The organism is Sorangium sp. So ce887, assembly GCF_051521455.1.
Taxonomy (GTDB): Bacteria; Myxococcota_A; Polyangia; order Polyangiales; family Polyangiaceae; genus Sorangium.
In genome coordinates this window covers 932,083-946,294 of record NZ_CP150354.1, presented here as the reverse complement: position 1 = coordinate 946,294, position 14,212 = coordinate 932,083, and the positions used below count along the sequence as shown (strand labels likewise).

10 protein-coding genes are annotated in these 14,212 nt (G+C 72.1%); 3 read left to right on the top strand and 7 right to left on the bottom strand.

The window, feature by feature from the left end; translation table 11 throughout:
* Positions 1-475 precede the first annotated feature (475 nt).
* The 7 genes from WMF36_RS03590 to WMF36_RS03560 form a co-directional block, all read right to left on the bottom strand.
* Complete coding sequence (locus tag WMF36_RS03590; protein ID WP_437578187.1) at positions 476-2,074, bottom strand: hypothetical protein; 1,599 nt, start codon at positions 2,072-2,074, stop codon at positions 476-478.
* Between the two features lie 28 nt (positions 2,075-2,102).
* Entirely contained in the window at positions 2,103-2,927 is an 825-nt protein-coding gene (locus WMF36_RS03585; RefSeq protein ID WP_437578186.1) for a PEGA domain-containing protein, read from the bottom strand.
* A 710-nt stretch (positions 2,928-3,637) separates the two neighbouring features.
* The gene (locus WMF36_RS03580; RefSeq protein WP_437578185.1) at positions 3,638-5,200 is read right to left on the bottom strand and encodes a hypothetical protein; all 1,563 of its coding nucleotides are present in this window, start codon (positions 5,198-5,200) and stop codon (positions 3,638-3,640) included.
* Between the two features lie 32 nt (positions 5,201-5,232).
* A complete protein-coding gene (locus tag WMF36_RS03575) occupies positions 5,233-6,297 on the bottom strand; it encodes a PEGA domain-containing protein (protein ID WP_437578184.1) in 1,065 nt (354 codons plus the stop codon).
* Positions 6,298-6,359: 62 nt separating this feature from the next.
* Positions 6,360-7,535, bottom strand: coding sequence for a hypothetical protein (locus tag WMF36_RS03570; RefSeq protein ID WP_437578183.1), 1,176 nt, complete (start codon positions 7,533-7,535; stop codon positions 6,360-6,362).
* Positions 7,536-7,560: 25 nt separating this feature from the next.
* Complete coding sequence (locus WMF36_RS03565; protein WP_437578182.1) at positions 7,561-10,074, bottom strand: protein kinase domain-containing protein; 2,514 nt, start codon at positions 10,072-10,074, stop codon at positions 7,561-7,563.
* Entirely contained in the window at positions 10,074-11,345 is a 1,272-nt protein-coding gene (locus tag WMF36_RS03560) for a serine/threonine-protein kinase (RefSeq protein ID WP_437578181.1), read from the bottom strand. Before WMF36_RS03560 ends, WMF36_RS03565 begins: the two co-directional genes overlap by 1 nt.
* Positions 11,346-11,629: 284 nt before the next feature.
* Between WMF36_RS03560 and WMF36_RS03555 the strand changes: the two genes are divergently transcribed.
* From WMF36_RS03555 to WMF36_RS03545, 3 genes are all read left to right on the top strand, one after another.
* The gene (locus WMF36_RS03555) at positions 11,630-11,935 is read left to right on the top strand and encodes a hypothetical protein (protein WP_437578180.1); all 306 of its coding nucleotides are present in this window, start codon (positions 11,630-11,632) and stop codon (positions 11,933-11,935) included.
* Positions 11,936-11,997: 62 nt separating this feature from the next.
* Positions 11,998-12,621: a sigma-70 family RNA polymerase sigma factor gene (locus tag WMF36_RS03550; RefSeq protein ID WP_437486486.1), complete on the top strand. Its 624-nt coding sequence runs from the start codon at positions 11,998-12,000 to the stop codon at positions 12,619-12,621.
* Between the two features lie 268 nt (positions 12,622-12,889).
* Entirely contained in the window at positions 12,890-13,711 is an 822-nt protein-coding gene (locus WMF36_RS03545) for a hypothetical protein (RefSeq protein WP_437578179.1), read from the top strand.
* Positions 13,712-14,212 lie beyond the last annotated feature (501 nt).

Here is a 14,212-nt window from a genome sequence, read left to right as displayed (position 1 = left end):
CCGTGCTCGGCCCTTCGGGCCTGCGCGCGGTCCGCCCCTCCCACGCCCCGCGCTACGCGCGGGACGGGAGGGGTCCCCTGCTCGCCGGCGGCTCTCGCGGCTGCCCTGCGACGCGTCCACCAGGCCGCCGATCGCGGGTTTCCCGCCGCGCAAAAGCGATCTGCTGCTGGGCTGCCTTCAGCGACCGTTGGATAATATCCGTACTCGCGGCCCGACACAGAAGGGGTCAGCAGATCTACGGTCCGTCCGCCCGCGCCTTGGGCGTTCCACGCTAGGGTGGCGAGGTTGTAAGCGCCGGGCAGCCCACCGTGCCGCGTCTCCGCGACAAACCACTCCCTACTACCCCGGCACGGGATGCGTCCAACCATTTCTTGTTGTCTCCTTCAGCTCAGCAGCTCACGAACCGCAGCCCTCGTTCTCCGACCAATTTCATTCCGTTGAGCTCTTCGGAATTATCACACAAACACCGCGCTCCTCACTGCCCGCAGCTCGCTTTGGCGACGAAGTCCCAGCATTCTCCGCTCTTGCCCTCTTCGCCGGCCGTCCCACCCAGCGCCATGTTGCCTGGGGCGCCGGCTGTGCCCGACTTGAAGTTCGCCAGCGCAACGGCTCCGCCCGGCACCGCGGCATACGCGATGCCTACCGCGTGGCCTCCTCGACCGCCTCCGCCGGGGCCTCCGGCTCCGCCTCGACCGCCATCTCCCCCCTTGCAGCCCGGGATTGATGGCGGATTCGGCGATGCTACTCCGCCGGTGGCACCGGCGCCGCCGTCGGCCCCGTTCTGCCCGGCCACGCCATCTCCCCCCTTGCCCGCCGTGCCCACCGCGACGGTCACCTCCGTCAGCACAAGCTTCGTCCCCAGGCTCACGATCCCGATGCTCGACCCACCGGCCTTCCCGCCGCCGCCTCCCTTGCCGCCGCAGCCGCCGGCTCCGCCCCCGCCGCCGCTTGCGCCGGGGCCTTCGATGGTGTTCGGACCGGCCGGGCAGAACAGCCCCGCCTTCGCTCCGCCGCCGCCTCCTCCACCTTGACCTCGCTTCCCGGTTACGCCGTTGCCTCCGTCGCCGCCCGCGATACCGGCCAGCGTCATGGTCGTGTCACTGCCGGCGACGCCGGCGTCGCCAGGATCGCCGCTCTTGCCGTTTGCCCCAGCATCACATTCGCCAGCGGCATCCGCTTGCCCCAAACCTCCAAGTCCCCTGTTGCTTGGATTCGGCTCCGGCGGCGGCGCACCATCCGCCCCCTTCTGGCCGTTGCCGTCGTCGGTACCCGGGATCCCGCCGAGCCCACCGGCACCGCCGCGCGTCTCGCCGTCCTCGCACATCGTCAGGCCAGGATCGCCACCTCGAACTGCCGCGGGTAGACCGCACGCATTCGACGCGCGCGTCTGCTCCGTGTCTGGCGCGCTCGCTCCGACCTGCGGCGCCTCCGTCGACGTCTCGCCGTTCGCGCCGGCCATCCCATCGCCCGCGGTCACGTCCACCTGCGCCAGCTCCGCCTCGATATCCGCCACCGCCACGCCGATCGACGACCCGCCCGGCTCCGTCGCGCTCTCCGCACGCACCGAAAAGCTCCGCACCTTCGCCCCGCTCGCACCTCCCCCCAGCGTGAGCGCGATCTGATTCGCAGGCGCCTCGATCGCGCTCCGCGCCTCTTCGCTCCACGTCCACTCCGCCTCGCAGTCGAAGCCCCCGATCACCTCCAGCCCCGCCTCGATCGTCACGCTCTCCTCGAACGCTCCGCTCGTGCACGCAAGCACCCGCTTGCCGCCCGCGTTCGCTACCGCTTCCCCGAGCGACGCGTACGGCTTCGCCTTCGTCCCGTCTCCGCCAGGCTCCGCGCTCGCGCTCGCGAACACCGCGCACGCGTCGCTCACCGTACTCGCATTCTCGGTCGGATCCGCTTCGCACCCGGGGTTCGGCGTGCCGCCCCCATTTCCTTGGAGCCAGTCATGACGTGCACACGTCAGCATGTAGTCACAGTCGTCGGTCAGGTTGATCGACAGCGCATCGCACCCGACGGCCGCGAGCACTGCGCAGATGGCGCCAGCCGTGAAGCCTCTATGTCCTCTCACGTTCGCGTCCTTTCCTTGCCGTCACCGCTCACCACACACCGACGACACCGAGCATCGTCTCATCCGCCGCCAGGGAAGCGGTTGGGCGCATACCAACCGAGGTGCCCGACACGGTCGAGCGAGGCCACAGCGCGTAGACCAACGCACCGGTGGCCAGCGCACCGGACGCGGCGTAGGCCACAATCGCGCCTGTCCCCAGTGTTCCGGCGCGGCTCGTACTGTCCTCGAAAGCGCCGCAGGCGCTCGCGACGTCGCTCGGCGCATGAACGCATCCAGGACCGCGTGACATAATCGCCGCGCGCTGTGCATCCGCCTCGCTACGCGCGTTGCGGGACGCCACCGTCATCCCCACCCCCACGCCGAGCCCCACCGCGCTCGCCGCCCCCAGCGCGATCACCGGCACCCAGCTCCGCTTTTGCGGCTCCGGCCCCGGATACGCCGGCTCCGCCGGCGGCATCTCCGCGGCAGGCGCACCGGCCCCCGCGCCCGGCGCGCGCCCCCCCTCGGCCGCCCTCGCGCCCGGCGCCGCCTCCTGCGCCTCGCTCTTCACCGGCACCAGCGCCAGCGCCGCTGCCGCCGTCCCTCCCTTGGCGACCTTCACCGTCTGGCTCGCCGGCGCGTACCCCTCCAAGCGCGCCTCCACCCGGTGCTCGCCGGCGTCGACAAACACCTCTCCTTCCCGCGGCGCCTTCCCCACAGCCTTGCCGTCCACCACCACCTCCGCCCCCACCACGCCCGCTGTCACCACGAGCGCTCCCACCTGCGCTCGCGACTCCGCCAGCCGCTTCTCCGCCGTCGGCTTCAGCATCGCCGCCGCTTTCATCAGCGACCAGTGCCGCAGCGCATACGACACGTACTGCGCTGCTTCCCTGTGCTTCTTCAGCTGGTACTTCGCGTTCCCGAGGTTGTACGCCTCGTCGAACGTCGGACTCAGCTCCCACGCTGATTGAAGCTCCGCCTCCGCTTCTTGGTACTTCCGTGGCCGCACGTCGGACGACGGACCAAGCTCCTCGCATCGCGCATCTCGCGCTGGGGCGCAGAGGAGAACAGAGAGGAATACAAGGATGCCCACCCCCGGCCCGTGCTCGGCCCTTCGGGCCTGCGCGCGGTCCGCCCCTCCCACGCCCCGCGCTGCGCGCGGGACGGGAGGGGTCTCCTGCTCGCCGGCGGCTCTCGCCGCTGCCCTGCGACGCGTCCACCAGACTGCGGCCAAGGCCAACGGCTCTCGCAGAAGGCAAAAGCGATCTGCTGCTGGGCTGCCTTCAGCGACCGTCGGATAATATCCGTACTCGCGGCCCGACACAGAAGGGGTCAGCAGATCTCCGGTCCATCTGCCCGCGCCTTGGGCACTCCACGCTGTGGTGGCGAGGTTGTAAGCGCCGGGCAGCCCACCGTGCCGCGTCTCCGCGACAAACCACTCCCTACCACCCACGCGCGGAGGGCGTCCAACCATTTCTTGTTGTCTCCTTCAGCTCAGCTGCTCACGGATCACAGCGCGCGCTCACCGACCGATTGCATTCCGTTGAGCGCTGCGGAATTACCACCGCAACGACACTTCACTCCTCACTGCCCGCAGCTCGCATTGACGGTGAAGTCCCAGCATTCTCCGCTCGTACCTGTTTCGCCGGCGATCCCGCCCTGCGCCGTGCTGCCCGCGGCGCCGGCTGTGCCCGCGATGAAGTTTGCCAGCTCCACGGCTGCGCTCGGCGCCGCAGCGTAGGCGATCCCCACCGCGTGGCCGCCTCGACCGCCGGCGCCAGGGCCGCCCGCTCCGCCTTGACCGCCTCGTCCGCCATCGCAGCCACGGATCGAGGGGGACACTCCCGATGCATCTCCGCCAGGGCCGCCGGCCCCGCCGTTTGCTCCGCTCTGTCCGACCACTCCATCTCCGCCGTTGCCTGCCTTGCCCACCGCGATGGTCACCTCCCTCAGCACCAGCTTCGTCCCCAGGCTCACGATCCCGATGCTTGACCCGCCCGCCTTCCCGCCACCGCCGCCCTTGCCTCCGCAGCCGCCGGCTCCGCCTCCGCCGCCGTTGGCGCCGGGGCCATCCACCGGGTTCGCGACGGGCCCGCAGAACAGCCCTGCTTTCGCGCCTCCGCCGCCTCCTCCCCCTTGACCTCGCTTCCCAGATGTTCCGCTATCGCCGTCACCGCCAACGACGCCGGCCAGCGTCAGCTGCGTGCCGCTGCCGGCCTCACCGGCACTGCCGGTATCACCACTTTTGCCGTCTTCCCCGCGCCTGCATTCGCCGGACGCATCCGCCTGTCCGGTACCTCCGAGGCCCTTGTTGTTCGGGTTCGGCTCCGGCAACGGCGCACCATCCGCACCCTTCTGCCCGTTGCCCTCGTCGGCACCCTTGGTCCCGCCGAGTCCACCGGCGCCGCCGCGCGTCTCGCCGTCCTGGCACATCGTCACGCCGGGCTCGCCGCCGAAGACGACCTCGCACGCATCCGACACCACCTCCGACGCGCTCGCCCCCGCCTGCGACGCCTCCGTCGGTGTCTCGCCTTTCGCGCCGGCCATCCCATCGCCCGCGGTCACATCCACCTGCGCCAGTTCCGCCTCGACGTCCGCCACCGCCACGCCGATCGACGACCCGCCCGCCTCCGTCGCGCTCTCCGCACGCACCGAAAAGCTCCGCACCTTCGCCCCGCTCGCACCTTCCCCCAGCGTGAGCGCGATCTGATTTGCAGGCGCCTCGATCGCGCTCCGCGCCTCTTCGCTCCACGTCCACTCCTCCTCGCAGTCGAAGCCCCCGATCACCTCCAGCCCCGCCTCGATCGTCACGCTCTCCTCGAACGCTCCGCTCGTGCACGCCAGCACCCGCTTACCGCCCGCGTTCGCTACCGCCTCCCCGAGCGACGCGTACGGCTTCGCCTTCGTCCCATCTCCGCCCGCCTCCGCGCTCGCGCTCACGAACACCGCGCACTCGTCTATCACCGCGCCCGCGTCCTGCCTCGGGTCCGCATCGCACTCGGGGTTCGGCGTACCCCCTCCCGTGCCTGACGGATAAAAGTGATCGCAGGTGACCAGGAGCCCGCAGTCTTCCGCCAGATGGCTCCAGAAGCTATCGCAACCGCTGACCGCCAAGACGAACGCCAACCCGCCGACTGTTCTGCGCATGTTCCGCATGTGCCTTGCCTTCCGGAGCTCCATCACCACGCCCCCATCACTGCGATCCCCGCGCCATCCGAGTGCACCACGGGCAGCGCAACGGCAGATTCGGAGCGCTTCGGCTTGGGCCATAGAACGTACGTTGCCGCAGCGATCGCGAATGCGCCCGACGCGATGAACGCCACTCGTGCGACGTTGCCCAACGTGTCGGCACGAGTCGCGTCGTTCCGGACCTGCTCGCACGGCCCAACCCACGCTGACGCCGGCTTCACGCACTGTCCGCGGCCCTGAATGATCGCAGCGCTCTGCTTGTGGGCGTCATCGCTCGCAGCGTTCGACGCGACCGTCGTCCCGATACCCACGCCGAGCCCCACCGCGCTCGCCGCCCCCAGCGCGATCACCGGCACCCAGCTCCGCTTTTGCGGCTCCGGCCCCGGATACGCCGGCTCCGCCGGCGGCATCTCCGCGGCAGGCGCACCGGCCCCCGCGCCCGGCGCGCGCCCCCCCTCGGCCGCCCTCGCGCCCGGCGCCGCCTCCTGCGCCTCGCTCTTCACCGGCACCAGCGCCAGCGCCGCTGCCGCCGTCCCTCCCTTGGCGACCTTCACCGTCTCGCTTGCCGGCGCATACCCCTCCAGCCTCGCCTCCACCCGGTGCTCGCCGGCTTCGACAAACACCTCTCCTTCCAGCGGCGCCTTCCCCACAGCCTTGCCGTCCACCACCACCTCCGCCCCCACCACGCCCACTGTCACCACGAGCGCTCCCACCTGCGCTCGCGACTCCGCCAGCCGCTTCTCCGCCGTCGGCTTCAGCTTCGCCGCCGCTTTCATCAACGGCCAGTGCCGCAGCGCATGCGACAGGTACTGCGCTGCTTCCCTGTGCTTCTTCAGCTGGTACTTCGTGTTCCCGAGATTGTACGCCACGTCGAACGTCGGGCTCAGCTCCCACGCCGACTGAAGCTCCGACTCCGCCTCCACGTATTTTCCGTCCGAGTACAGGCGCAGGCCGCGCCGATACGATGCATCGGCGCGCGCCGCCGCATCGGCGCTGGCAGCGGCTTCCCGCGGCGCCGCAGGCTGCGCGGCGGCGATGTCAGGGGCGGCGATCACGGTCGCCGCAGTGAGCAACAGAGCAAGGGGTCGGCAGTTCATCGTCATAGCTCCACGCGATTTCACTCCATCACGTCATCAGCGAGCGGCTTGTCGGCCGGCACCGGCGCGACCGGCGCCTGCGGCGGACGCGGCGCCGCTGGCGCAGGCCGCGCAGGCGCCTGCGGCGCAGGCGGGTCGCTCTCGGTCACGACATCGTCAAGGCTTGGCTCGACCTCCTCCGGCGGCGGCCGCTCCGAGGCCACCGGCGGCGCCACCGCGCTCCGCGCCGGCGCCCCGCTCGACCGCGGCGCTGGCTCCTTCTCTTCCGGCGGCGCCTGTCGTCGCACGAGCGCCAGCGTCACGAATGGCATGCTCAGCGCGAGCAGCGCGAGCGCCACGACCCACCACCGCATCCTCCACCGACCCTCGGCGGTCGCCTGCGCATCGGCCGGCGGCTTCTGTGGGGTCACGGGCGGTGGCGTCACTGGCAGCAACGACGACGGCAGCAGCGCCTTGTCGATCGGCGGCAGCCCCCGGTCTGCCCACTGGCTCGGCGCCATCGCTCCCTGCGACGCCGGCGCGCCCTGCTGCACCGCTGCGCTCGGCCCAACCACGGCACCACGCGACACCGCCGCTCCATGCACCGCCGCCGCACCGCCGTACACCGGCGCCGCCGCACCGCCGTACACCGGCGCCGCCGCACCACCGTACAGCGGCACCGGCGCACCGGACGGCGCCGACGCGCGCTGCTGCGGCGCCATCGCTCCGGGCGGCGCCGACGCGCGCTGCTGCGGCGCCCCGCCCGGCGGCATCACCCCGACGTGCTGCGGCATCACCGCGCCCTGCTGCGTCACCGCTCCCTGCGGCATCATCGGTCCGTGCTGCGGCGCCGCGCCCTGCCGCGTCACCGAGCGCTGCGTCTCCATCACCGGCAGCGGCGGCATCACCGACCGCTGCGTCTCCATCACCGGCAGCGGCGGCGGCACCGCTCGCTGCGGCGGCCCTGCCCCCTGCGGCAGCCCTGCCCCCTGCGGCCCCGCCTGCCCCTTGGGAAGTGCCGGCACCACCGGGAACTGGAACAGCGGCTGCCCTGCCGCCTTCTGGTGCTGCATCTCGGACAGCGCTCGGTCCAGCTCCGGGTTGTCGAGGGCCTGCTGCAGCTTCCGCTCCGCCACCGCCGGATCCGCCTCGCGCTGGATGCTCTCCAGGTCCGGCAGGTACTGCCGGATGTCGTCGCTGTCCTTGTTGCTGCCCATATCCAAGACCTCTCTCCATCAGCGACTAGAACGGCCTGCACCCGACGGCCGGGCACGGGCCCGCTGGCTTCGCGCCCCCTTGGTTCGCCGGCGCCGCCTTCGGTGCCGGCGCCGCCTTCTTCTTCTCCTCGGACAGCACCCGCAGGAACGACGGCTTCTGCCGCTTCGGCATCGGGTAGATGTCCTCCTCGTCCTCCGTCTCCGCCGGGGCGGTCCTCACCGGCAACGGCCTCGCCGGCGCCGCCAGCTGCTCCTTCGGAGATGCCTCCGCTTCCGCGGCCGCCTCGGCCTTCGCAGGGGCTCCGGCTTCCGCAGCCGCCTCGGCCGGGCTCACCGCCGCAGCGCTCGCCGTCGTCTCCGGCGCGGGCGCCTCCGGCGCGGGCGCCTCCGGCGCGGGCGCCTCCGGCGCGGGCGCCGCGGATACAGCCGTGGGCGGCGGCGCGGGCGCGACCTTCGCCGACGTCGCGCTCGCCGTCACGCTCTCGGCCGGCGCCGCGCTGGCCGCCGGCTCTCCTATCGCCGGCGCCGACGCCGCGCCGCTCATCGCTCGGAGACCCAGCGCAGCCCCCACGCCCACCACCGTGATCCCCAGCGCCACAAGCGGCGCCAGCACGTACGCGCGCATCGCCCGCCGCGGCGGTGCGATCATCACCGTCGGCAGCCTCGGCGTCTCGCTCCGCAACGGCTTCGGCGGTCGAGCGCTCGGTGCCGTCAACGAGCTCGGCGCCGTCGGCGGCCCGGCGACCGGCAGCGGCGCCGATGCCGCTCGCGGCGCCTCCGTCACCGACGATGGGAACGGCGGCGTTACGTACTGCGCCGCAACCTCGCGCAGCTCCGGCGTCACGTACGGCGACGCAACCTCCGGCAACGGCGCCTCTCGCTGCGTCACCGGCAACGGCGGCGTCACGTACTGCACTGCAACCTCCCGCAGCGGCGGCGCCTCTCGCCAGAGCGACTGCGGTGGCGCTGCGTGCTGCGTCTCCATCACGGGCGGCGGCGGCCCCGCATACGCCTGCGCCCTCACCTCCGGCGGCGGCGGCGGCCCCGCGTACGACTGCGCCCTCACCTCCGGCGGCGGCGGCGGCCCCGCATACGCCTGCGCCCTCACCTCCGGCGGCAGCGGCGGCGGCCCCGCATACGCCTGCGCCCTCACCTCCGGCGGCGGCAGCCCTCCTCGCTGCGCCGTCCCTTCCGCCCACGCCCCCCCCAGCACCGCGGTTGCTTCCCGCCCCGTCCTCGCCGGCCCCGCGGCCTCCCGCGCCCTCAGCGACGGCAACGTCGACGGCAGCGGCTCCGTGTACCCCACGCCGAGCCCCCGCAGCGAGCGCGCCGGCGCCCTCGACGCCGGCGCGAACGGCAGCGCGCTCACGGGCGCCATGAAATGCGCCAGCGGCGCCGTCTCCCCGTGCGCCACCCGCCGCCCCCTCTTCGCTCCCTCTTCTTCCTCGCTCGACCGCGCCATCCCGCCCCCCTCGCTCTCGCCGCGCGCCCGCGCCTCCTCCGTCTCCCCCTCCCCCTCCGCCGCCTCTCCTCCGCTCCCGCTCACCGGCGCGCTGTCCTCCAGCTCCACCCCCGCGAACGCCGCCTCCCGCTCCGCCTTGATCCGCTCCTGCGCCAGCCGCCGCGCCAGCACGTGTCCTGCCGGCACCGTGTCTCTCAGCAGCGACCGCAGATCTCGCGCCACCTCGTCGAACTTCGCGTACCGCTCTTCCACGTCGATCGCGATGCAGCGCGACACCACGGGCCACACGAACTCAGGGCAATCCGGCACGATCTCGTGCACTGGCTCCGGCGCCGCAACAAGGTGCCCCGTCAGCGTCTCCTCCGCCGTCGCCGGCTCGCTGTCGTCCAGGAACAGGTGCTTGCCCGTCAGCACCTCGTAGAAGATCGCCCCGAACGCGTAGATGTCCGTACGCCCGTCAGGCTTCGCGCGCTCCGCCTTCTTCGACGCCCCGTACAGCTGCTTCACCTGCTCCGGAGAGATGTACCTCACCGTCCCCACGTCTGGCAGGTCGTCCGTGTTCATTCCGCCGTCCGCGAACTTCGCTATCCCGAAGTCCAGGAGCCACACGTGCCCTTTCGCGTCCGCCTTCGTCCCCACCATGATGTTCTCGGGCTTCAAATCACGGTGCCATATCCCCTTCGAGTGCACGAACGTCATCGCGTCCGCCACCTGCAGCATCACGTGCATCGCGCTCAAAAAATCGAGTCGGTACGCCTTGGTCAGCAGCTTCCTCAGCGTACGACCCTCGAGGTAATCCATCACGATGTACGCCACGTGCTCTGGCGACACCCCGGCCTTCCTCATCCTCACGATGTTCGGGTGCTTCAGCTTCGGGTAGAACTTGCACTCCTGCCGGAACCGCCTCGCGAAGTCCTCTCTCCTCACGTGCCGTGGCGACATGCACTTGATCGCCACGACATCCTCCGAGTAGTCCTCCACCGCTCGGTACACCTCCCCCATCCCGCCCGCGTCGATCAGCTCCGTGATCCGGTAGTCCAGGAACACGTCGCCGGCCTGCAGCGGTCCCCGCCCCATCACCACGCTCCCAGCCCGCGCAGCACCACCGCCGCCAGCGTCGAGAACACCACCGTGCTCGCCAGCGTCAGCACCGCGAACAGCCGCGCGTCCACCGGCGCCGGCGCCGCTCCCTCCCCCGCGCCCGCCGCCACGCGCCCCCCAGCTCTCGCCCCGCCTCGGCTGCCGCACGGCGTCGCTTCGAACCACGCCCCGATCTCCGGCTCCCACGCGGCCTCCGCCTTCCCTCCCCCGCCCGTCGCCCCCAGCATCCGCCCGCCTCCCCCGGGTCCCCCCGCCCCCGCCCCAGGCCCCGCCGCGCACTCTTCCTCCACCCCCACCCCCACCCCGCCCCCGATCCGCCCGAGCTCCTCCGCGAACGCCTCGGCGCTCTGGAAGCGCTCCTCCGGCAGCTTCGCCAGCGCCTTCATCAAGGCACCGTCCAGCCCCCGCGGGATCACCTGCGCCGCATGCCGCGACGGCGGCGACGGCGCTTCCCCCACGTGCGCCCGCAGCACCTCCAGCGCGTCCTCGACATGAGCGAACGGACCGTGCCCCACAAGGAGCGTATACATCAGCAACCCGACGGCATACACGTCGGTCCGCGCGTCGACCGGCTGACATCGCGCCTGCTCCGGCGAGGCCGTCCTGGGGGTCCCGACGAGCAATCCCGCCTCGGTCGGATACGCCGGCCCGCCGAGGAATCGCGGCGGCGCTGCCCCCGGCCCCGTCCGGGCAACGCCGGCGTCGAGCACCTTCGCGACCCCGAAGTCGAGCACCTTCACGACGCGCGCCGCCCCAGGCGCCGCCGCCCCAGGCGCGCACAGGAACACGTTGTCGACCTTCACGTCGCGGTGCACGATCCCGACCCGGTGCGCCGCCGAAAGCCCGGCCAGCACCTGCCGCGTGACCTCGATCGCCTCGGCCACCGGCAGCGGGCCGCGCCGCTCGAGCTCCTCCCTCAGCGTCCCCCCTTCGAGCCGCTCCATCACGAGATACGCGCGGCCTCCCGGCGTCGTTCCGAGATCCATCACCGCCACCACGTGCGGCGACGCGATCACCGCGAGCGCCTGCGCCTCGACCCGCAGCCGGTCCGCGAACCGTGGATCCCCCGCGAGCGCGCGGCGGACCAGCTTCACCACCACCCGCTTCCCGAGGGCGCGGTGCTCCGCCTCGATGACCTCCCCCATGCCCCCGCGCCCGAGCGCCCGGAGCGCCCGGTACGGTGTCCCCTCCAGCGCATCCACGGCGTCGCCGGCGGGCCCGGAGCTGTCTGACGTGAGGCGTGCCACCAGCAGGGTCTCCTGAGAAGGAAATCACGAGCACCGGGCCGGCTCGGACAAAGAAAGCGCACCGGCGCTGTCGATTGTCGGAAAGCAACGTCGTTTCAAGGAGTTGCCAGCCGCCGAGCGCGCGGGCGCAAGGCCCCGGCCCGCGCCCGACGCCGCAGCGCCTCCGGGTGGCGCGACAAACAATCCTGTCACGTCGCTTTCCTTGTCCGAACCGGCCCGCCGGGGGTGATTTCGAGATAGAAGGGGCGCCGCACCGCACCCGGGCTCCCCTGCGCGAGGTCACCATGACGCACGACGCTGCCGACCACGACGACCTGGACCTGACAGGCGACGCGGATCCCCTCCTGGAGGTCGTTCTCGCCGACGCGCTCGGCCCGTACCTCCGGGCGCTCTCCCCCGAGGAGATCGAGGACTATCGCAGGTTTCTCACGGTCTTCATCACGACGCACCCGGCGGCGGCGGCGCTCGACGATCGCTTGCGGGCGCGGCACCCCGTCCTGTCCGAGAGCGGCACGGTGGCCCGTGAGGGAGCGGGCGAGGGCGAGGCGGTGCCGGAGCCGGGCGACGGGACCTTCGGTGGGCGGCGGTGACAGGCAGCCAGCGTCCGTCTCCACATCCCCTCGATCGGGAGCGCGTGCTGGAGGCGCTGCCCATGGCCCGCCACGTCGCGCGGACGACCGCGCGGGTTTATGGCGTGCGGACGCGACAGGGCCTGGAGGACTGCGAGCAGACGGCCTATCAGGCGCTCCTCGAAGCGAGCCCCGGATACGATGCCGCGCGCGGCGTCCCGTTCGGCGTCTACGCATGGAAGCGGGTCGCCGGCGCCGTCCTCCGGCTGCTCACCCGCGAGGCGTCTTTCCGGCGCGCCGGCCTCGACGCCGCGCTCGCTGCGGCCGAGTCGATGCGCGACGCCGGCGATCCGTTCGGTGACGACGACACCGACGTATTGAACCAGCTCAAGGACCAGTGTCGCGCGCTCGTCTTCGCGCGCTTCGTCGCGGATGCCGGCGAGCGGCTCAGGGCGCACCCCGAGGACGCGATGGCGCGCACCCAGGCCCTCGAGGCGCTCAGGACGGCGCTCCGCGGCCTCGACGAGCGGGAGGCGCGCCTCATCGAGCTCCGGTACTGGCAGGACCTCTCCTGGGCCAAGGTCGCCGCGGCGCTCGGCGTGCACGAGAAGTACGCGCTGCGCATGGACGAGCAGCTGCGAAGGCGGCTAAGGGGCGATCTGCGGGCGAGCGACGTCGATGCGCCGCCGCCGAGCGAACCGCCGTAGGGCGCCCACCGCGTTCAACCGTTACCGAGCATCACCAGGTCCAAGGTCGAAAAGCTGCTTGTCGTGTCCTCGCCTGCGAGGCAGGAGGGCGGCTGGAGGGCGGCGCCGGGCGGCCTCGGTTCAAGCCGGCCGAAAAACTGCCGCAGAGCTGGTAGCGAGGGCACGTTCGCGTCGCGCGAATGGCCTTCACGGACAGCGCCCGACCTGAAAGCCTCACCGAGGGTGCGTTCCCCGGCGATCGTCGCCGGAGGAAGACCAAGGAGGCACCATGGCGCTCAAAGACCTCTCTCCTCGTCAGATGGTCCAGATCACGGCCGCTTGGCTCGACCCGGAGCGCGAAAGGCCGCGCCTCGCGTCGCTGAAGCGGTGCGCTCCGCTCATCGACGATATCGAGGCCGCGCACGACGGTATCTTGAAGTCGCACCGCCGGCAGAAGAAGGCGAATGACGAGCTCACCGGCATCCAGCAAAAGCAGGTCGTGTTCGATCAGATCCATGATCGCAAGGCCCGCGGCGCCCACGCGGTGCTCACCGGCTTCGCCGATCTGGCCGACGATCCCGAGGACGCCGCGATCTACCTCGATCTCCGCGATCAGCTCTTCGCCGATGGGCTCAAGTTCATCTCGGCGAGCTACAGCGATGAGGCGGGCGAGGTGAAGCTCGCGCGCGACCGGCTGACGCCGGAGTCGAAGGCGGCGCTCAAGGCGCTGCCGACGCCGGGGGGCAACCTGCTCAAGGCGGTGCAGGCGTGGTTCGCCGCGGGCGACGAGCTCGGCAAGCTGGACGCGCAGCGCGTCCACCTGGAGGCGCAGGACCAGCCGGGAGCGACCGAGTCGCGCGGCGGTCAGCTCAGGGCACGCAACCGCTGGATCAAGGTGGTGCGCACCGTGCTTCAGATGCTGGAGCTCGAGGAAGCCGACACGGAGACGACGCGCCGCCTGCTCGCGCCGCTGCAGCGGGAGGCGGGCAAGGCCGAGCGCCGGCGCTCGGGCGGCAAGGAGACCGACGCGGCCGACGGCGCCCCGCCGGCAGACGGCGGCGCGGGCGAGCCCGCGATCGACGAGGAAGCGCCCGTGGCCGGGGTGGATTGACGTGGCAGCCCCCGCCGCCAGCCCCTCCTGACGGACTCGATCCGTCACGACCCCCCGCCTTCAGCCCCTCCTGACGGACTCGATCCGTCACGACCCCCCGCCTTCAGCCCCTCCTGACGGACTCGATCCGTCGCGACCCCCCGCCGCCAGCCCCCTCTCAACGGTTCGCAACCGTCACGCCCCCCGCCGCCAGCCCCCTCTCAACGGTTCGCGTCCGTCACGCCCCCCGCCGCCAGCCCCCTCTCAACGGTTCGCGTCCGTCACGCCCCCCGCCGCCAGCCCCCTCTCAACGGTTCGCAACCGTCGCGACCCCCCGCCGCCAGCCCCCTCTCAACGGTTCGCATCCGTCACGCCCCCCGCCGCCAGCCCCCTCTCAACGGTTCGCATCCGTCGCGCCCCTCGCCGCCGCGAGGCGCCTCACAACGGGTCGCCTCCATGCCGACAGAACCACCACGCCTGCTTGACGCACCACGTCGGCGCTGCCATGACCGATTTCCTCCG

Excerpts from the sequence above, each read along its gene's own strand:
- WMF36_RS03580 (WP_437578185.1), bottom strand. The coding sequence starts at position 5,200 with ATGCGCAGAACAGTCGGCGGGTTGGCGTTCGTCTTGGCGGTCAGCGGT.
- WMF36_RS03570 (WP_437578183.1), bottom strand. The coding sequence starts at position 7,535 with ATGGGCAGCAACAAGGACAGCGACGACATCCGGCAGTACCTGCCGGAC.
- WMF36_RS03565 (WP_437578182.1), bottom strand. The coding sequence starts at position 10,074 with ATGGGGCGGGGACCGCTGCAGGCCGGCGACGTGTTCCTGGACTACCGG.
- WMF36_RS03555 (WP_437578180.1), top strand. The coding sequence starts at position 11,630 with ATGACGCACGACGCTGCCGACCACGACGACCTGGACCTGACAGGCGAC.
- WMF36_RS03550 (WP_437486486.1), top strand. The coding sequence starts at position 11,998 with ATGGCCCGCCACGTCGCGCGGACGACCGCGCGGGTTTATGGCGTGCGG.
- WMF36_RS03545 (WP_437578179.1), top strand. The coding sequence starts at position 12,890 with ATGGCGCTCAAAGACCTCTCTCCTCGTCAGATGGTCCAGATCACGGCC.